The sequence below is a fragment of the Phytohabitans houttuyneae genome (assembly GCF_011764425.1).
Taxonomy (GTDB): domain Bacteria; phylum Actinomycetota; class Actinomycetes; order Mycobacteriales; family Micromonosporaceae; genus Phytohabitans; species Phytohabitans houttuyneae.
The window spans coordinates 2372519-2389883 of record NZ_BLPF01000001.1 but is presented as its reverse complement, the minus strand read 5'-3'; the positions used below and the strand labels follow the sequence as shown (position 1 = coordinate 2389883).

The window sequence follows — 17365 nt, the reverse complement described above, 5'->3', positions numbered from 1 at the left end:
CTTCCGGCCGTGCGGTCATCGCGGCATCGCCGCGGCGTCCGGCAGCGGCTCGCCGCGCCGCACGGACTCCAGGTCGAACTCGCGTCCCGGCGTCGTGTAGGCGTCCGCCGCGTCGAGTAGCTCCTCCTCGTCGATGGCGAGCATGCCGAGCACCGTGTCGAGACTCGCCGGCCGCCGACCGTCCGTTTCCCTGCCGAGCGCCTCGGCCTCGGCCCGGGACATCCGACCCAGCCGTACCTCCATCGCGCCGAGGCGGGCACCACGGCCGTACCCCTCCTGGATGTAGCGGAGGTAGTCCCGCGTGCCGACGAGGAAGCAGTCGATCTTCTCGTACTCGAAGCCGGCCGGGATGCCCTCCTGGACGTCACGCGACCAGCCGAGCTGTTCCTCGATGACACCGACCTGGCGCCGCTCGTCCCACCGCAGGTAGTTGCTCAGGAAGATGGTGCGCAAGCCGGCGGCCCGCACCTCGGCGTCGTCCGGCAGCCGAAACGGCTCCAGCTCTGCGGGATCCACATCGGACAGTGCGGCGGCCACCTTGTCGAAGGTCAGGCCGGTGACCATCTCGTACCACTCGGCGTCGACGACGTCGCCGGTGGGCGCGTCCGCGTAGGTGCGGCCGGTGTAGCTGTGGTACTCGGCGACGCTGTGCGCGTGTACGAGCAGGGGCACGCCCAGCCGCAGCGCGGTGCGTACCGGCACCGCCGCGATCGCCGCGTTGCAGTGCCAGCACACGGTGCCGGCCAGGTCGAGGCCCACCCGCATCAGGCGTTTGACGAGCGGCATCGGCGGGCGGTAGATGACCTGGTCCACCCCGAGCCCGTCCAGCACCGCCTGGCAGTTTCCCCATGCCCGAGGGCGCAGGAAGCGGTTGTCCACCGTCACCGCGAGGCAGCGCAGGCCAAGCTCGCGGACGAGGTGGTACAGGACGAACGCGCCGTCCTTGCCACCGCCGAACGGCACGACCGCGTCGTACTGCCCACGCCCGCGAACCTCGTCGGCGAGCGCGGCAAGAGACGCCGCCCGCTCGGCCCAGTCGATACCCGTGTGCTTCACCTCGTGGTGCCGGCACACCGAACAGACGGTGTCCTGGTCGAGGGTGACGGTGCGCCGTGTCGCGGGAAGTCCGCAACGGGTGCACACGACGTCGTCCGTGGCCGTCACGAAACCTCACCGGGTGCGCTGAGCCGGGCGAGCTCGGCCTCGGCTTCCGCCTGCACCACGGTGCCCCGGAAGAAGTCGGGGTTGGTGCCGCCGTGCAGCTCGACCGTGTTGCTGAAGACGAACCGGCGGAACTGGTCGGCGTCGAGCAGGCCGTGCTCGGTCAGCTCGTGCGCCTCGGCCAGCACCTCGGTCATGTCGGTGACGTCGAAGTGCGAGACGTCCGAGCTGAAGAAGGGCTTCAACGCCGGCCCGAGCCGGGTGTCGAACGCCACCGACACCAGCGGATCGTCGGACTCGCAGCCGAAGTAGAAGTTTCGCGCGAAGGTCTCGCCCACCTCCTCGGCGGACGTGACACCGATGGCGGCGAAGTCGTCGAGGTCGGTCTCCCGCGCGACGAGCTCCTCGACGCTCGTGCCGGGAAACAGCACGTCAAGGTTGGCCAGCAACGCGTCGACGTGCTCGGCCATCCACGGGCCGCCGTGCTTGACGATGAGCTCGGTCAGCATGGCGAGGTCGAGGTTTGCCGGGCTGAGGTGCTCGAGCAGCGCGCGCTCGTTGCGCTTTTCCCAGTGCCCGATCAGGTCGGCGCAGAGGCTGCGGGCCCAGGCGACGCCACCTTCGAGGAAGGCGAACTTCAACGTGGGAAACCGCCGTGGCACGCCACCGAGGTACAGGGCGCGGGCGAAGCAGTTAGCCGCCTGCGCGAAATGACCCATGTGGTTGAACACGTCGTTGGTCACCGAGGAGCGGTCGACCCAGCCGCGGCTGCCGCTGTGCGTCATCGGCGCGACCCGCAGCTCCGCCAGCTTGGCCCACAGGCCGTCGTAGTCGTGCGGGCTGTCGAGCGCGAGGTTGTCGATGTAGTACGGCAGTGCGGCCGGGTCGGCACCGTCGCGTTCGAAGGCCGGGACCGTGCGCCGCAGGCTTCCGTTGAGCACCACGACCCGCAGGCCGAGCTGCTTGACCGCGAACTCGGCCTCCTCGATGCCCTCCTCCGGCGTGTTGGTGGCGATGGTGGCGGCGGGCAGCATGCGGTCGCCGTACTTTTCGAAGACCTCGGCGTGCATGATGTTCGCCGCGCGCACCACGGCACTGCGCAGCGCGGGGTCGGGGATGTAGTCGGGCGTGTTTCCCCGGGTGGGCAGGATGAGGGCCAGGTCGATGCCGAAGTCGTCCAGCCGCTGGTACATCAGCTCCGGCAGCATCGCGGTGGCGCGGTCCAGCGTGTTACCGGGGAAGCCCCACCAGGCTGGTCGCCAGTACCGCTGGCGGAGCCGCTCCTGCGGCGTCATCGAGTACCAGGCGTCGCCCCGGCCGCGCTGCATCCGCGTGAACGTGTCGGCAGCGCTGGAGCCGGCAAGCTTCCTGACGTACTCGGCCCACAGCGGGATGGGCTCGGTCCAATGCCCGTCACAATCCACTACCGGGTGGCTCAGCCGAGCCCTGACCTGCGCGGAGGCGGACGTTCCAACCGCTGGCATCTGGTCTCCTCGCATCTATGCCCGTGGCTGTCGCAACGAGAACGGTCGCAACCTCGGCTCGGCGGGACCAGTACCCCGTTCGCGGGACTGGCCCGCCGAATGCGCGCGCAGGTGCTTTTAAGAGGCGTCGACGACGTTTCCGAGCAGCGCCGCCCGGGTTAGCTCCGCTTTGTTGCCGGCGCCGAGTTTGGCGCGGATGCGTTTGACGTACGTATCGACGGTGTGCTGACTGATGCCGAGCCGGGTGGCGATCTGCCCATGGGTCAAGCCTTGGGAGATCTGCCGCAACACCTGCTCCTCACGCTCGGACAGGTGCTGGACCGGCGGCTCGAGCCGCTCCGCGGCCGGCGCGCCGTTTGCACCGTGCGGTGCCGCCGCCGAACCCGCCGTTACCGCCCTCACCGCGTTGACCAGGGCTTGGCCCGGCTCCCGCTTGCTGACCACCGCTGAGGCGCCAACCCGTAGGTATCGCTCGTGCTCGGCCGGCGAGCGGGAGGTGAGGACGACCACCGACGTCGTCCTCGCGAGGTGTAAGAGGTATTCCATGTCGTCCGGCGGAGACAACGCGTCCGGATCGACCAGGACGGCGTCAGCCAGCCAGGAAACCTTCTCGTCAGGCGATGTCCTGGCACCCAGGACTTTGATTCCACTTTCCGAAAGGATCTGCACCAACCCAACCAGAAATACTGGAGAACTATCGATGATATCGACCCGGATCAACCTTGCCCCCGAAATGGTCCGCGATCAAGAAGTCGTTTATAACCGCCTCCGGGCGGTGCGAGGCACCCCCTGTGTATCGATGGTCATTGCATCACTGTCAGTAGCCGCTCCGGAAGATCGTTTCGCACGTCTTCCGGAACCAGCGACACTGGTAATGATCGATGAATCTAGCACAATGGGACGCAGGCGGAGTGCCCACTTTTGGGGACAAGGCGCGTCTCGGCGCCTGTCAAAGTCGGCCGCGCGCGCTGTGCTGTAGATCTGAGCGTCAGCGGTTTGGCGAGGAGTTACCTGGTCATAGCTCTGGCCGCGCGGAGACGTCGCGGCGGGCGGGGATTGCCTCGCGTGGGCGAGCCGGTTGCCGCTGACGGGGGTGTGAGGTGGCGTGCGGCGTTCGAAAGTTTCGGTCCGCATGTCGCAAGTGGTCGGCCCGGCTGGTTCGCGAAGTCTTATCAGATCGCAAGTCATGAATACGCATTGTGATGACGAAGACGGAATGGCCAAGGTGGGCGCACATCTATTGACTCGCGCTTGTGCGCGGATTGAATCTGCAGGTCATTGCCGGGTTCGGGGTGCTGTGTCCTGCGGGTTGGGACTATCGACGCTGGTGGTGCGATACCTCGGTAACCGAGGTATTTTGGGGAGCGTGGACACCAAGGTGGCCGGCGAGCTGATGCAGGTGCTCGCCGGCATGCGGCGGGTCGTGCGGCGCCGGCTGGGGGCGTCACGGCCGCTCCGGCTGCCGGCGGCGCAGGTGGAGCTGCTGATCGCGATCGAGGAAAACCCGGGCACCGGCGTGGCGGCCGCGGCCCGCGCCCTGCACCTCGCGGACAACTCGGTGAGCGGGCTTGTCAACGTCCTCGTGGACGCCGGCCTTCTCGCCCGTGAGACCGACCCCGCGGACCGGCGGGCCGCGCGGCTGTTCCTCACACCCGCCGCCCGCGACCGGCTCGACGACTGGCGCGCGGCGCGGGCGGAGCTTGTGGCACGAGCGATGGAGCGGCTCGACGAGCCCGACCGCCAAGCGGTCGCGGCCGCGCTGCCCGCGCTGCACCGCCTGCTGGAGCAGGTTCGTGACGAGGAGGGGCCGGCATGACTGAGGCGGTGAGCGTCCGCGGGCTGCGGTACGCGTTCGGTGACACGGTGGCGGTCGACGGCATCGACCTCGACGTCACACCGGGCGAGATCTTCGGCCTGCTCGGGCCCAACGGGGCGGGCAAGACCACCACCATCCGCGCGATAACCACGCTGCTGCCGGTGCCACGCGAGACGGTGACCGTCTTCGGGCTCGACGTGCGGCGGCGGCGGATCGCGGTGCGGCGCCTTATCGGGTACGTGCCGCAGCTTCTCTCCGCCGACGGCGCCCTCACCGGCCGGGAAAACGTCAGCCTGTTCGCCCGGCTCTACGACGTGCCCCGGCGCGAGCGCTCCGCCCGGGTCGACGAGGCGATCGCCGCGATGGGGCTGACCGAGGCGGCCCGCCGGCCCGCCGGCACGTACTCCGGTGGCATGGTCCGCCGCTTGGAGTTGGCGCAGGCGCTGGTCAGCTCGCCACAGCTGCTCGTGCTGGACGAGCCCACGATCGGCCTCGACCCCGTCGCGCGGGCCGGCGTGTGGGAGCGGATCGCGCAGGTGCGCCGCGAGACGGGCATGACAGTGCTGGTCACCACCCACTACATGGACGAGGCCGAGCAGTCCTGCGACCGCGTGGCGCTGATGCACCGCGGCCACATCCGGGCTGTGGGCACGCCGGCCGAGCTGGTCGCCAGCCTCGACGCCGCCGGCCCGGCCACCCTCGACGAGGTCTTCCGGGTGTACGCGGGTGACGACTGGGACGACGAGACGAAGGGATTCCGCAATGTCCGCCAGACTCGACGCACTGCCGCGCGCCTCGGTTGAGACCTGGAGCGGCAGCATCCGGATGCTGTTCGCGCGGGTGGGCGCGATGTGCCTCGTCGAGCTGCAGAAGATGCGGCGGGACAAGGCGGAGCTGCTCTTCCGGTGCGTGCAGCCGGCGCTGTGGCTGCTGGTCTTCGGCGTCACGTTCACGAAGATCAAGGCCATCCCGACCGGCGACGTGCCGTACCTCGACTACCTCACGCCCGGCGTGATCGCCCAGTCCGCGCTCTTCATCTCGATCTTCTACGGCATCCAGATCATCTGGGACCGCGACGCCGGCATCCTCGCCAAGCTGATGGTGACCCCGACCCCACGGGCCGCGTTGGTGACCGGCAAGGCATTCGCGGCGGGGATGCGGGCGTTGAGCCAGGTGCTGGTCGTGCTGGTGCTCTCGGCCCTGCTCGGCGTCAGCCTGTCGATGAACCCGCTGCGGCTGCTCGGCGTCGTCGTGGCGGTGCTGCTCGGCTCGGCGTTCTTCTGCTGCCTGTCCATCATCATCGCCGGCCTGGTGCTCTCCCGCGACCGCATGATGGGCATCGGCCAGGCCATCATGATGCCGCTCTTCTTCGCCTCGAACGCCCTCTACCCGGTCTCCCTCATGCCCGGCTGGCTCCAGGCAATCAACCACGCCAACCCGCTCAGCTACCAGGTCGAGGCCCTGCGCGGCCTGCTGATCGGCACACCGGCCCGCCTCTGGCTCGACTACCTGGTGCTGGTGGGCTCGGCCGCCGTGGCGATCGGCATCGCGAGTGGGCTGCTCAACCGCCTGGCCAAATAGGTTCGAGCTGTACTGACCGAGCGACCGCGCCTAGATGCCGGCCGCCTTTGCCGGAGCCTTCGTCGTGGCCTTGGCCGCCGCCGTGGCGATCGGGCGCAGCACCTTGGTCAGCTTGGCCGACAGGTCGTCCAGCGAGTCGTAGAAGATCACCTTGTCGCGGTCGTGCGCCTGGTGGATCGCGGTGCCGCGCTCGGCGACGAGCACCACGCGCCGGCTGAGCGCCTGGGCCAGCCCCACCTCGTAGTAGCAGCTCGGCCGCTCCAGCGTCAGGTCGGCCACCACCACCCGCGCGCGACGCAGGTCGCGGCGGGCGTGGTCGAGGTCGAACGGCATTTCCGCGTGCAACCGGTCGGCCGGCAGCAGCGCTGCCAGCCCCAGCGTGGCCGTGACCCGCTCGATGGCGGCGCGGCGGCGCTCGTACGCCGGGTCGGAACCCACCGGCATGATCACGTAGACGATGGGTGTCACGGTGCATCCCCTCCGTCCGCGCCGGTGCCACTGAACGGCGAGATCTGGTCGAACACGGCGTCATGGCTGATCACCGCGAACGCTACCGTCACCACCAGGATCCCGCGAAGAGCACCCGGAACGCCCTCGGGATGAAATATTCGGCACCCGAGGAGCTCAGCGCCAACGTGTGGCGCAGCCGGCCGGTCGGGACCTTGCTGACCGCCTGCTGGTCCTGGAGGTCTTCCCACTCGCGCTCGAACGGGCGGTAAGACCGGGCGGCGGACGGCCCGCTCGGCCCGTCGAAGACGATCAGCGGGGCCATCTCGTTGAGGATGCGGAACTTTGCCGCGTTGAGCGACTTGAAGTCGCTGATCTGCTGGATCCAGTACGTGCACAGCAGGATCGCCGCCACCGACAGCACGAGCACGCCGCCGAGCCCGACCAGCACATACGACGGGCGGGACGTGGACCACGTGAGGACGCCGCCGATCGCGAGGAGCGTGGCGACGAGGATCGAGTAGTTCCACCGGTTCAGCGCGAGCCGCCGGTCGGTCACCCGCTCCGTGGTCGCGTGGTAGAGGCGAAACTCTTCGAACGAAACCGGCTCCGGCGGCACCGGCTGCTGCGGCACCGGCTGCTGCGGCACCGGCTGCTGCGGCACCGGCTGCTGCGTCATCGGCGGCCCTCCCTACCCACCGCGACCCTACCGCCCTCCCACGACATCAACTGCCGACGATCAAAGCGGCACCACGTCGATGCCGAGCCCCTCGTAGCGCTCGGGGGCCAGTGTCACGACCGGCTGGTCGGTGCCGAGCGCGCGGAGCGCCGCGTGCGTCCCTGCCCAGTCGAGCGAGGGATCGGCGGTCCGCACGGCGTCGAGCGTCGCATCGCGGATCAGCTCGCGCACTGTCACGGCGCCCGGCGGAGCCGACGCGACAAGGTCGGCCACATGCGCGGCGATGGAATGGTGGGCGGTGGTCGCCTCGGCCAGGCAGAGCGCCGGGACGTCGAGCTTGGACCCGCCCACCACCGCGCTGTGGATCAGCCACGACAGGCCCCGGCGGGGATGCTCGCCGGCCGTGCCGGTGAGGCCCGCGACGAGCGCGAGATCGTCGAGCACGAAGCCCGTCTGCTCGCTCACGAAGACCGTGCGGCCATGTGCTCGGCCAGAGCCTCTTCGGCGACGCGGAGAAGAACCTGGTGTGGATCGCGGTCGTCGGCGACGTCGCGGAGGCGGGCCGCCGTCTGCTGGATGGCATCCGCGACCGGTCGGGGAGAGGGGTAACGCCCGGTCGTCTCCCGCACCCAAGCCAGGGCGGCCCCGTGCGCCTGCAGGACAGCGCCGGTCCGGCGGGTCGCCACGTCCAGCGGGCCGCAGATCCGCTCCACGAGGGCCAACGCCCTGGCGCGATCCTCGACCGACTGCGCGTGGGGTGGCGTGGAATCGGGGTACGTAATTCGCATGCGGGGAGGCTACGACTGCGGTCCGACATGCGCAGCCCCGCGAACGCCGATCAAGGACTGCACCCCCAACCTACCGATGGGGTGCGCTCACACGCACCCCTTGTCGGCCAGCCGGCGCAGCCCCTTGGCAGTACGCGGGCTGGGACTTCTCTCATCGGTCCCGCTCTCTCAGCGGCTTGGACTTCATCCTTTCCCGAGCGGGCTTCGCGTACGTCCGCCAGGTGGCGTATTCACGTCGGATGCAAATTGCGCGCTGGCGGAGAGTGGCGCGGGCCGAGTGCGGGCAATACCAGTGGCGCCGCCGCCGGCGAAGAGGGCAGCCATCCCGTCCACGCCGCCGGCGGCGGTGCTGGCCACCCGCCGGCGCGACTCATCGCGTCGAGGAGGCCTGCGCCGGTAAGCGGCCGCCGACCAAACAAGATCCAGATGTGAGCTACCGCGGCGTCCGCGGTGGTCCGGACCGTTGCTCCCGCGGCCTCACCCTCCGCGGTGGCCAAGGTCCCCGTCCCCGGTCGCACGTCGCCCTCCGCGTGATCGTGCTCTGCGCAGGACATGAGCTGCCCACCAAGCAGGGCCACGTCCGCTGACGGTGGGCTCAGCCACGCGGTCCGGACCGAGACCCAATCTTGGAGGTCAGCCGACGCGGTGGCGGGTGCGGCGCGGGTTGGCGATCCGCAGATCCGCGTCGATCTTCGCCACCGTGGCGAGCAGGTGGGGGAGCAGGTCACGGCGGATGGACTCCACCGAGTTGCGGCTGGCGTGCACCGAAACGTTGGCCGCGCCGATGACGGCGCCCGCGCGGTCGCGGATCGGGGCGGCGACCGAGCGCAAGCCCTCCTCGAGCTCCTGGTCGACGATCGCGTAGCCCTGGGCGCGCACCTTGCGCAGCTCCGTGCGCAGCGCGGCGGGCGTGGCCACCGTGCGGGCGGTGAGGCGGGACAGTTTCACCCGATCGAGGTACCCCTCCAGGTCCTCGTCGGGCAGCCCGGCCAGCAGCACGCGGCCCATCGACGTGGCGTACGCCGGGAAGCGTGTGCCCACGTTGATCGCGACGGTCATGATGCGGGAGGTGGGTACGCGGGCGACGTAGACCACGTCGTCGCCGTCCAGCACGCACACCGATGACGACTCGTGCACCTGGGCGACCAGGCGCTCCAGGTGCGGCTCGGCCACCTCCGGCAGCGAGAGGCTCGACAAGAACGCGTAGCCCAGCTCCAGCACCCGCGGCGTGAGGCTGAAGAGGCGGCCGTCGGTGCGCACATACCCCAGATCGGTGAGGGTCAGCAGGAAGCGGCGGGCGGCGGCGCGGGTCAGGTCGCAGATGCGCGCCACCTCGCTGAGCGTCAGCTCAGGGTGCTCGGCGTCGAACGCGCGGATGACGGCCAACCCGCGCTCCAGCGACTGCACGAAGTGGGCCTCCCGCCCCACGTCCGTCACGCATCCCCCTCAAGCTCGTCGAGCACACGCTGTGCCACCGCCAGCGCGCTGTTCGCGGCCGGCACACCAGCGTAGACGGCCGTGTGGAGCAGCACCTCGCCGATCTCGGCGGCGGTGAGGCCGTTTCGGCGGGCCGCGCGTACATGCATGGCCAGCTCCTCCTCGCACCGCAGGGCAGCCAGCACGGCGAGCGTGACGCAGCTGCGGGTGCGGCGGTCCAGCCCGTCGCGGCCCCACACCGCACCCCATGCGTACCGGGTGATGAACTCCTGGAACGGTGCGGTCAGCGGCGTCGTGCCGGCGATCGCGCGGTCGACGTGCGCGTCGCCGAGCACCTCGCGGCGCACGCCCATTCCGCGTTCGAAGTCAGTCACTTGCGCCCCCCCAGATGGTCGACGATCAGCGCGGTCACCACGTCGACCTGCTCCACATTGGCCAGATGGGCGGCCTCGCGCACCAGCGCGAGCCGCGCGCCCGGCACGGCCGCCGCGATGTCCGCGCCGTGCGAGGGCAGGATCGCCGGGTCGTCGGCGCCGTGCAGGACCAGCGTCGGCGCCGTGATGCGGGGCAGCACCGGGGTGAGGTCGAGCGTCTGGATGACGTCGCAGCAGGACGCGTACCCCTCGGCGGGTGTGGCGGCGAGCATCGCGCGCAGCCGGGCGACCAGCTCCGGCTCGCGGTGCGCGTACTCCGGCGTCAGCCACCGGCTCACCACCACCTCGGCGATCGCCGCGGTGCCCTCGGCCCGTACCGTGGCCGCGCGCCGCGCCCAAGACTCGGGCGCCGCCGGCCGCGCCGACGTGCAGCACAGCACCAGGCGGTCGATCCGCTGCGGCGCGTGCGCCGCCAGCCACATGCCGACCATGCCGCCCAGGGAAAGACCACAAAAATGGGCCCGCGCGACTCCGAGCTCGTCGAGCAGCGCCAGCACATCGCCACCAAGATCCCCGATTGTGTACGGGCCATGCGGCACCGCCGAGCGACCGTGCCCACGCGTGTCGAAACGGACCACGCGGAAACGCCGCGCCAGCGCGGGCAGCTGCGGCTCCCACATGTCCACTGTGGTGCCGAGCGAGTTGGCGAGCACGAGCACCGGCGCGCCGGCCGGACCATCCACGATGGAGTAGACGGTCATTGCCGCTGCCCGTGCCGTTTGAGTGCGCGGTCGGTCAGCGCCGGCGCGGCACCCAGGTACGACGCCGGGTCCAGCAGAGCGGCCAGCTCGGCCGCCTCCACGTGGCCGGACAGCGCCTCGGCGAGCGGGCGCCCGCTGGCGACCGCCTCGCGGACAAGGTCGTGTGCCTGGCTGGCGCCCAGCTTCGGCGCGAGCGCGGCGCTGACCCGCTCCGCCAGCAGCGCGCCCCCGGTCAGGTCGAGGTTGGCCCGCATCCGGGCGGGGTCGGCGCGCAGGTGCGCCAGGCAGCGAGCCAGCCAGTGCGCGGCCGAGCCGGCCGAGCGCAGCAGCCCGGTCAACGGCGCCCACTCCGCGTGCCACGCGCCGGCCGCCCGCTGGTGCTCGTGCCCCATGGACCCCAGCAGCGTGGCGACCAGGCCGGGTGCCTGTGCGGCGCACGCGCGGGCCGAGATGGCGGCGACCGGGTTTTGCTTGTGCGGCATGCTGGACGAGCCGCCCGGCTGCCCCTCGGCGAGCTCACCGACCTCGGTCTGTGCGTACAGCACGACGTCGCCGGCCACCTTTCCGACCACGCCGCACGCGGTGCCGAGCGCGCCGGCGAGGTCCGCGACGCGCGTGCGGTCGGCGTGCCACGGCAAGGCGGGCGCGGGCAGGCCCAGCAGCGCCGCCACCCGTTCCACGATGGACGGTGAGCCGAAGGCGGCGAGCGTGCCGGCCGCGCCGCCCAGTTGGACGGCCAGGCCGGTGTCCCGCAGCGCGGCGAGCCGGTCGGCGGCACCGTCCAGGGCGTCCATCCAGCCGGCCGCCACGAGCCCGAACGTGGTCGGCAGCGCCTGCTGCATCAGCGTGCGCGCGGCGACCGGGGTGTCCCGGTGTGCCTGCGCGAGCCCGGCGGCGGCGCTGGCCGCGGTGGACAGGTCGGCGACGATCAGGCCCAGCGCCTGCCGGGCGATGAGCATCGCGGCCGAGTCGAGGATGTCCTGGCTGGTGGCGCCGCGGTGCACGTGGTGGGCCGAGGCGGGGGAGACGGCCGCCCGCAGCGCGCGGACCAGCGGCACGACCGGGTTGCCCGACTCGGCGGCCGCGGCGCCGAGGGCGGAGACGTCGAGGTCAGCGGCCTTGATCTGCTCGACCGCCTCCGGAGGTGCGCCGCCGGCCGCGGCCAGTGCCGCCTCGACCTCCAGCATCGCCCTCAGCCACGCCTGATCGCCGGTCGCCTCGCGCACCGGGCCGGCGGCGAGCACGCCGTCGAAGAGGCCCGGCGGGTCAGATCGCGAAGAAGACTGTCTCATCGTCGCCCTGCAAGCGGATGTCGAACCGGTAGCCGGTCTGGTCCGGCACCGCCAGCAGCGTGGCCCGCCGTGCCTCGGGCACGCTCGCCAGCACGGCGTCGGCCGCGTTCGCCCGCTGCTCGTCCGCGAAGTAGATCCGGGTGACGACCCGGTGCAGCAGCCCGCGGGCGAAGACCGACACGTCGATGTGCGGTGCCTGCGGGGCGCCGTCCGGGCCGGGCACCGGTCCCGGCTTGAGGGTGCGTATCCCGTACCGTCCACTGTCGTCGGTCGGGCAGCGGCCGAAGCCCCGGAAGCCGGCGACCGCGCCGCGTGGGTCGTCGGGGTGGTCGAAGCGGCCGTCGGGATCTGCCTGCCAGGTCTCGATGAGCGCGTCCGGGATCGGCTCACCCGCGCCGTCGGTGACCACACCGTGCAGCCACAGTGCGCCCGCCACGCCCTCGGCGACCACGTCCGGCCCGTCCGGCCAGGGCAGTCCGATCGACAGGTACGGCCCGACGGTCTGCGAAGGCGTGGTGTTCACGACTCCTCCATCGGGGTCGCCTCGCGTCCACGTAGGACGATGTCGAACTCGAAGCCCAGCGCCCACTCCTCGACCGTCTCGGCCAGGTCGAAGCGGGACACCATGCGGTGCCTGGCCGCCTCGGGCACCGAGTTGTAGATGGGGTCGTGCGGGAAGAGTGGGTCGTCGGGGAAGTACATCTGGGTGACCAGCCGCTGGGTGAACGCGCGGCCGAAGACCGAGAAGTGGATGTGCGCCGGCCGCCAGGCGTTGAAGTGGTTGCGCCACGGGTACGCGCCGGGCTTGATGGTGACGAAGCGGTAGCGCCCCACCGAGTCGGTCAGCGCCCGGCCCACCCCGAGGAAGTGCGGGTCGATCGGGCTGTCGTGCTGGTCCCACTTGTGCAGGTAGCGGCCGCCGGCGTTGGCCTGCCACACCTCGACGAGCGTGTCCGGCACCGGCCGGCCGTCGCTGTCGCGCACCTGCCCGTGCACGATGATCCGCTGGCCCTGCGCCTCGCCACCGGCGTGGTGGGTGAGGTCGGCGTCGGCGGCGGTGACCCGCCCCTCGCCCAGCAGCGGCCCGGTGACCTCGGTGAGCGTGTGCGGCAGCAGCAGCGGCGCCTGGGCGGGGGCGCGCAGGAGGGTCGACTTGTAGCCGGGCGACAGCAGTGGGGGTGGGTGCCGGTGCCGTCCGGGCGGTACCCGGGCACGGCGAGCCGGCCAGCGGCGGTCATGGCGAAGGCCTCCTCACAGAGTCAATCTTGCCGTTCCAGCAGCCGCAGCGCGGACAACTCCGCCGCGCTCGGGTCGGGCGTGACGCGCAGCGACGGCGCGACGGCCAGCGGCCAGCCGGTGGCCTCGACCGCGTGCGCCGGCTCGACGCCGGGGTGCACCTGGGTGAGCGTGAGCTCGGCGGTGCGCGGGTCCGGCTCCAGCACGCCCAGGTCGGTGATGACCAGCACCGGGCCGCGGCCGGTCAGGCCGAGTTTGCCGCGGTCGCCCGGCCCGCCGCCATATCCGACCGACGTGACGAAGTCGACCCGCTCCACGAACGTGCGCGGGCTGTGCTTGACGATCACGATGACCTCGCGGCAGGAGGCGGCGATCTCCGGCGCGCCGCCGGCGCCGGGCAGGCGCACCCGCGGGTCGCGGTAGTCCTCGCCGATCACCGTGGTGTTGATGTTGCCGTACCGGTCGATCTGCGCCGCGCCGAGAAAGCCCACGTCGACCCGGCCGGGCTGCAGCCAGTAGTTGAAGATCTCCGGCACCGAGACGACCGCGTCGGCGGTCTCGGCCAGCACGCCGTCACCGATCGACAGCGGGAGCGTGGCCGGCTTGGCGCCGATCGTGCCGGACTCGTAGATGAGCACCAGGTTGGGCGCGTGCGTGCGGCGGGCCAGGTTGGCAGCGGTGCTGGGCCGGCCGATGCCCACGAAGCAGCGGTCGCCGTCGCGCAGCGCGCGCGCCGCCGCGACGGTCATCATCTCGTCAGCGGACCAGCTCACGTGACCCGTACCCGATCCAGGACGTGCTCCTTCAGCCAGGCCGTGAACGTCTCCCGGTCGCGGCTTATCGCGTCCCACGCCTGGTAGTACTCGTTGTCCCGCTCGCTGTAGCCCATCGCGTACGACGGGTGGGCGCCGCCGGGCACCTCGGCGACGTAGCTGACCGCCCAGGTGGGCAGGATCACCGCGCCGGGGCGCGGGTCGAGCTCGTCGACGATCTCCTCGACGGTCACCAGCGAGCGGCGCGAGGCGAGCACGACCTCCTTGTGTACGCCCGTGATGCCCCACATCTGCACGTTGCCCGCGCGGTCGGCCCGCTGGGCGTGCACGATGCCGACGTCGGGGTTGAGGGCCGGCACGGCGGTGAGCACCTCGCCGGTGAACGGGCACGTGATCGGCTTGATGGTCGCGGTCTGCGCGGGCAGGTCCGTGCCGACGTACCCCCGCAGCACCGCGAACGGCAGCCCTGTCGCGCCGGCCACGTACCGGTTGGCCATGCCGGCGTGGCTGTGCTCCTCGATCTCCAGCGGCGCCGGCCAGCCGCGCTGCACGGCGTCGCGGAAGCGGTGCAGGGAGCCGACGCCGGGGTTACCGGCCCAGGAGAAGACGAGCTTGCGGGCACACCCGGCGCCGATCATCTGGTCGTAGACGACGTCCGGCGTCATCCGCACCAGCGTGAGATCGCGCCGCCCCTGCCGGATGATCTCGTGTCCGGCCGCCACCGGGATGAGGTGCGTGAACCCCTCCAGGGCCACGGTCGCCCCGTCGCGGACCAACTCGGCGATCGCGTCGGGCAGCGAGGCTATGACCCCCATACGACCTTCCTCGACCTATGCGTACCTGTGCGGTGCTAGAACTTTAGTTCGCAATCCGCACGCTACGACCGTGGCAGAGCGCTGTCAACGAGTCACTCCATACTTCAGAACCGTGGCGTTGACGTGAGCGTGGTCACGCCGTACGTTCACGATGAGAACCGCCGTTCGTATACCGTACGCACTCCCGGAGGTCCCCTTGCGCCGGTCCTTCGCAGTCCTTTCTGTGGTCGCAGCCCTGCTGGGCGCCGCGGCATGCGGGTCGTCCGACTCCCCGTCGAGCCCCGCCGACGAAGGCAGTCCCACCAAAGTCACGGTCGGCGTGATTCCGATCGTCGACGTCGCACCGATCTACCTCGGTAAGGAGAAGGGCTTCTTCTCCAGCCGCGGCATCGACCTCACGATGGAAAGCGGCCAGGGTGGGGCCGCGATCGTGCCGGGCGTGCTCAGCGGCCAGTTCCAGTTCGGCTTCAGCAACGTGACGTCGCTGATGCTCGCGCAGACCCAGGGCGTGCCGATCAAGGTAGTGGCCAACGGTGTGGCCTCGACCGGCAAGGACGGTGGCGACTTCGGTGGCGTGACCGTCAAGGGCGACAGCCCGATCCAGTCCGCCAAGGACCTGGCCGGCAAGAAGGTCGCGGTCAACACGCTGAAGAACATCGGCGACACCACCGTGCGCGAGTCGGTCCGCAAGGCCGGCGGCGACCCCAGCACGATCAGCTTCGTCGAGATCGGCTTCCCGCAGATGCCGGCCGCGCTCGCCGAGGGCCAGGTCGACGCGGCCTGGGTGGTCGAGCCGTCCCTGTCGGTCATCAAGGCACAGGGCGGCCGGGTCGTCGCGTGGAACTACGTGGACGCCGCGCCCGACCTCACCGTCGCCACCTACTTCGCCTCCAACAAGCTCATGCAGGAAAACCCCGACCTGGTCAAGCGCTTCACCGAGGCGATGAACGAGTCGCTGACCTACGCCTCCGCGCATGCCGACGAGGTGCGGCAGGTGCTGGGCACGTACACGCAGATCGACCAGAAGACCCGCGACGCGATCACGCTGCCGCAGTGGCCGACCGAGATAAACAAGGCGTCGATCGAGACGCTGGCGACGCTGGGCAAGAACGACGGCGTCTTCGGTGACAAGACGCCCGACCTCAGCCAGCTGTTGCCATGACACGAGCGGTACGGGCGACGCCGGTGATCCTGGGACTCTCCGGGCTCACCGGCCTCCTCCTGCTCGTGGAGCTGCTGCCGTACACCGGGGTGGTGTCGGCGGACTACCTGCCGCCCACGCACCGCATCGCCGCCGCGCTCGGCGACGAGCTCGCCGAGGGCGCCTTTTGGGCCGCGCTGTGGGACACCCTGCTGGCCTGGGCGATCGGGCTGACCATCGCCGTGGTCGCCGGCATCGTGGTCGGCATCGTGATCGGGGCGGTCCCCGTGCTGCGGGCGCTGACCGCCTCGACGATCGAGTTCCTGCGACCGATCCCGTCGGTCGCGCTGATCCCGCTCGCCGTCCTGCTCTACGGCACGGAGATCCAGTCCACGCTCATGCTCGTCGTGTACGCCTCGTTCTGGCAGGTGCTGATCCAGGTGCTCTACGGGGTGCAGGACGTCGACCCGGTCGCCGAGGAGACCGCGCGCAGCTTCGGGTTCAGCCCCTGGTACCGCGTGCGGTACGTGCTGTGGCCCACCGCCCTGCCGTACGTGATGACCGGCATCCGCCTGGCCGCCGCGGTGGCCCTCGTGCTCGCGATCACCGCCGAGCTGGTCATCGGCGCGCCGGGGCTCGGCAGCCGCATCGCCGTCGCGCAGAGCTCCAACGCGGTGGCGAACATGTACGCGCTGATCGCCGTCACCGGCCTGCTCGGCGTGGCCATCAACCTCGCCGCCCGCGGCGTCGAGCGGCTCCTGCTCTCCTGGCACCAGTCCGTGCGCGGGGAGGTCCTGATATGAGCCGCGTCCTCACGAAGGTCGGGCTGGCGGTCGCGCTGCCGGCCGTCCTGTTCGCCATCTGGTGGGTCGCCACCGAGGGCAGCGACAACTTCTACGTGCCGCCGCTGCGCGAGATCCTGCAGACCTTCCCCGACGTCTGGACGTGGGACCGCATCCGCGCCGACGTGCTGCCCAGCCTGATCCGCCTCGCCGTCGGCTACACGATCGCCGTGTTCGCCGGCGTGGCCCTGGGCCTGCTGGTCGGCGGCAGCCGCCGGGTACGGGCCGTGCTGGAGCCGGTGCTGGAGTTCTTCCGGGCCATCCCGCCGCCGGTTCTGGTGCCGGTCATCATGCTCTTCGCCGGAATCGGTGACACGATGAAGGTCGTGGTCATCGCGGCGGGCTGCGTGTGGCCGATCCTGCTCAACACCGTCGAGGGCGTCCGGGCCGTCGACAGCGTTCTCGCGGACACCTGCCGGTCGTACGGCATCACCGGCGCCAACCGCGTGCGCCACCTCGTGCTCCGCTCGGCCAGCCCGCAGATCGCGGCCGGCATGCGGCAGGCACTGTCGATCGGCATCATCCTTATGGTCATCAGCGAGATGTTCGCCGCCAGCAACGGGCTCGGCTTCACCATCGTGCAGTTCCAGCGCAGCTTCGCGATTCCCGACATGTGGAGCGGCATCCTGCTGCTGGGCCTGCTCGGCCTCGCCCTGTCCGTCCTCTTTCGACTCGTGGAGAGCCGGGCACTGGCCTGGTACCACGGCCAGCGCCGCGCCCAGCGCGGACCGTCCTGAA

The 17365-nt window shown here is 70.9% G+C and carries 21 protein-coding genes; 6 read left to right on the top strand and 15 right to left on the bottom strand.

The window, feature by feature from the left end; all coding sequences use genetic code 11:
* Nucleotides 1–15: 15 nt before the first annotated feature.
* The 3 genes from Phou_RS10505 to Phou_RS10495 form a co-directional block, all read right to left on the bottom strand.
* Entirely contained in the window at nt 16–1164 is a 1149-nt protein-coding gene (locus Phou_RS10505) for an N-acetyl sugar amidotransferase (protein WP_173055752.1), read from the bottom strand.
* Nucleotides 1161–2645 (bottom strand): amidohydrolase family protein, encoded by a 1485-nt coding sequence (locus Phou_RS10500; RefSeq protein ID WP_173055743.1) that lies wholly within the window; start codon nt 2643–2645, stop codon nt 1161–1163. Before Phou_RS10500 ends, Phou_RS10505 begins: the two co-directional genes overlap by 4 nt.
* Before the next feature lie 117 nt (nt 2646–2762).
* A complete protein-coding gene (locus Phou_RS10495; RefSeq protein ID WP_218578935.1) occupies nt 2763–3314 on the bottom strand; it encodes a response regulator transcription factor in 552 nt (183 codons plus the stop codon).
* Between the two features lie 697 nt (nt 3315–4011).
* On the opposite strand from Phou_RS10495, the gene Phou_RS10490 reads away from it, so the two are divergent.
* Genes Phou_RS10490 through Phou_RS10480 form a run of 3 tightly spaced genes read left to right on the top strand, consistent with a single transcriptional unit; the run spans nt 4012 to nt 6042 of the window.
* On the top strand, nt 4012–4461 hold the full coding sequence (locus Phou_RS10490; protein ID WP_218578933.1) for a MarR family winged helix-turn-helix transcriptional regulator: 450 nt from the start codon (nt 4012–4014) through the stop codon (nt 4459–4461).
* Nucleotides 4458–5264 carry an ABC transporter ATP-binding protein gene (locus Phou_RS10485; RefSeq protein WP_173055741.1) on the top strand — a complete coding sequence of 269 codons (807 nt, stop codon included), beginning with the start codon at nt 4458–4460 and terminating at the stop codon, nt 5262–5264. Before Phou_RS10490 ends, Phou_RS10485 begins: the two co-directional genes overlap by 4 nt.
* Nucleotides 5224–6042: an ABC transporter permease gene (locus Phou_RS10480; protein WP_173055739.1), complete on the top strand. Its 819-nt coding sequence runs from the start codon at nt 5224–5226 to the stop codon at nt 6040–6042. The genes Phou_RS10485 and Phou_RS10480 overlap by 41 nt, the downstream gene beginning before the upstream one ends.
* A 30-nt stretch (nt 6043–6072) precedes the next feature.
* Here Phou_RS10480 and Phou_RS10475 read toward each other — a convergent pair whose 3' ends face one another.
* The 12 genes from Phou_RS10475 to Phou_RS10420 all read right to left on the bottom strand — a co-directional run bounded on the left by Phou_RS10475 (nt 6073) and on the right by Phou_RS10420 (nt 14644).
* On the bottom strand, nt 6073–6510 hold the full coding sequence (locus Phou_RS10475; protein ID WP_173055737.1) for a TIR domain-containing protein: 438 nt from the start codon (nt 6508–6510) through the stop codon (nt 6073–6075).
* Nucleotides 6511–6598: 88 nt separating this feature from the next.
* The gene (locus Phou_RS10470; RefSeq protein ID WP_173055735.1) at nt 6599–7168 is read right to left on the bottom strand and encodes a RipA family octameric membrane protein; all 570 of its coding nucleotides are present in this window, start codon (nt 7166–7168) and stop codon (nt 6599–6601) included.
* Between the two features lie 60 nt (nt 7169–7228).
* Complete coding sequence (locus tag Phou_RS10465) at nt 7229–7633, bottom strand: PIN domain-containing protein (RefSeq protein WP_173055733.1); 405 nt, start codon at nt 7631–7633, stop codon at nt 7229–7231.
* Nucleotides 7630–7956 (bottom strand): hypothetical protein, encoded by a 327-nt coding sequence (locus tag Phou_RS10460; RefSeq protein WP_173055731.1) that lies wholly within the window; start codon nt 7954–7956, stop codon nt 7630–7632. Before Phou_RS10460 ends, Phou_RS10465 begins: the two co-directional genes overlap by 4 nt.
* A gap of 633 nt (nt 7957–8589) precedes the next feature.
* Nucleotides 8590–9393 (bottom strand): IclR family transcriptional regulator domain-containing protein, encoded by an 804-nt coding sequence (locus Phou_RS10455; RefSeq protein WP_173055729.1) that lies wholly within the window; start codon nt 9391–9393, stop codon nt 8590–8592.
* On the bottom strand, nt 9390–9767 hold the full coding sequence (gene pcaC / locus Phou_RS10450; protein WP_246273476.1) for a 4-carboxymuconolactone decarboxylase: 378 nt from the start codon (nt 9765–9767) through the stop codon (nt 9390–9392). The genes Phou_RS10455 and pcaC overlap by 4 nt, the downstream gene beginning before the upstream one ends.
* Nucleotides 9764–10528, bottom strand: coding sequence for a 3-oxoadipate enol-lactonase (gene pcaD, locus Phou_RS10445; protein WP_173055727.1), 765 nt, complete (start codon nt 10526–10528; stop codon nt 9764–9766). Before pcaD ends, pcaC begins: the two co-directional genes overlap by 4 nt.
* A complete protein-coding gene (locus Phou_RS10440; protein WP_173055725.1) occupies nt 10525–11820 on the bottom strand; it encodes a lyase family protein in 1296 nt (431 codons plus the stop codon). The genes pcaD and Phou_RS10440 overlap by 4 nt, the downstream gene beginning before the upstream one ends.
* Nucleotides 11795–12343: a protocatechuate 3,4-dioxygenase subunit alpha gene (pcaG, locus tag Phou_RS10435; protein ID WP_173055723.1), complete on the bottom strand. Its 549-nt coding sequence runs from the start codon at nt 12341–12343 to the stop codon at nt 11795–11797. The genes Phou_RS10440 and pcaG overlap by 26 nt, the downstream gene beginning before the upstream one ends.
* Nucleotides 12340–12963: a protocatechuate 3,4-dioxygenase subunit beta gene (gene pcaH / locus Phou_RS10430; RefSeq protein WP_371872176.1), complete on the bottom strand. Its 624-nt coding sequence runs from the start codon at nt 12961–12963 to the stop codon at nt 12340–12342. The genes pcaG and pcaH overlap by 4 nt, the downstream gene beginning before the upstream one ends.
* A 116-nt stretch (nt 12964–13079) precedes the next feature.
* Nucleotides 13080–13829, bottom strand: coding sequence for a CoA-transferase subunit beta (locus Phou_RS10425; protein WP_246273475.1), 750 nt, complete (start codon nt 13827–13829; stop codon nt 13080–13082).
* Nucleotides 13826–14644, bottom strand: a complete 819-nt coding sequence (locus tag Phou_RS10420) for a CoA transferase subunit A (protein ID WP_173055721.1) — start codon at nt 14642–14644, stop codon at nt 13826–13828. Before Phou_RS10420 ends, Phou_RS10425 begins: the two co-directional genes overlap by 4 nt.
* Before the next feature lie 223 nt (nt 14645–14867).
* Here Phou_RS10420 and Phou_RS10415 point away from each other — a divergent pair, with 223 nt between their 5' ends.
* From Phou_RS10415 to Phou_RS10405, 3 genes are read left to right on the top strand one after another with little or no spacing between them, the layout of a single operon-like run.
* Nucleotides 14868–15806: an ABC transporter substrate-binding protein gene (locus tag Phou_RS10415; RefSeq protein ID WP_246273474.1), complete on the top strand. Its 939-nt coding sequence runs from the start codon at nt 14868–14870 to the stop codon at nt 15804–15806.
* Complete coding sequence (locus Phou_RS10410; protein WP_173055717.1) at nt 15803–16588, top strand: ABC transporter permease; 786 nt, start codon at nt 15803–15805, stop codon at nt 16586–16588. The genes Phou_RS10415 and Phou_RS10410 overlap by 4 nt, the downstream gene beginning before the upstream one ends.
* Nucleotides 16585–17364, top strand: a complete 780-nt coding sequence (locus tag Phou_RS10405; protein ID WP_173055715.1) for an ABC transporter permease — start codon at nt 16585–16587, stop codon at nt 17362–17364. Before Phou_RS10410 ends, Phou_RS10405 begins: the two co-directional genes overlap by 4 nt.
* Nucleotide 17365: the final 1 nt, after the last annotated feature.

What these genes read in the sequence shown, in the direction of transcription:
- Phou_RS10485 (WP_173055741.1), top strand. Translation starts at nt 4,458, where the DNA reads ATGACTGAGGCGGTGAGCGTCCGCGGGCTGCGGTACGCGTTCGGTGAC.
- Phou_RS10420 (WP_173055721.1), bottom strand. Translation starts at nt 14,644, where the DNA reads ATGGGGGTCATAGCCTCGCTGCCCGACGCGATCGCCGAGTTGGTCCGC.
- pcaD (WP_173055727.1), bottom strand. Translation starts at nt 10,528, where the DNA reads ATGACCGTCTACTCCATCGTGGATGGTCCGGCCGGCGCGCCGGTGCTC.
- Phou_RS10480 (WP_173055739.1), top strand. Translation starts at nt 5,224, where the DNA reads ATGTCCGCCAGACTCGACGCACTGCCGCGCGCCTCGGTTGAGACCTGG.
- Phou_RS10500 (WP_173055743.1), bottom strand. Translation starts at nt 2,645, where the DNA reads ATGCCAGCGGTTGGAACGTCCGCCTCCGCGCAGGTCAGGGCTCGGCTG.
- Phou_RS10470 (WP_173055735.1), bottom strand. Translation starts at nt 7,168, where the DNA reads ATGACGCAGCAGCCGGTGCCGCAGCAGCCGGTGCCGCAGCAGCCGGTG.
- Phou_RS10440 (WP_173055725.1), bottom strand. Translation starts at nt 11,820, where the DNA reads ATGAGACAGTCTTCTTCGCGATCTGACCCGCCGGGCCTCTTCGACGGC.
- Phou_RS10410 (WP_173055717.1), top strand. Translation starts at nt 15,803, where the DNA reads ATGACACGAGCGGTACGGGCGACGCCGGTGATCCTGGGACTCTCCGGG.
- Phou_RS10460 (WP_173055731.1), bottom strand. Translation starts at nt 7,956, where the DNA reads ATGCGAATTACGTACCCCGATTCCACGCCACCCCACGCGCAGTCGGTC.
- Phou_RS10405 (WP_173055715.1), top strand. Translation starts at nt 16,585, where the DNA reads ATGAGCCGCGTCCTCACGAAGGTCGGGCTGGCGGTCGCGCTGCCGGCC.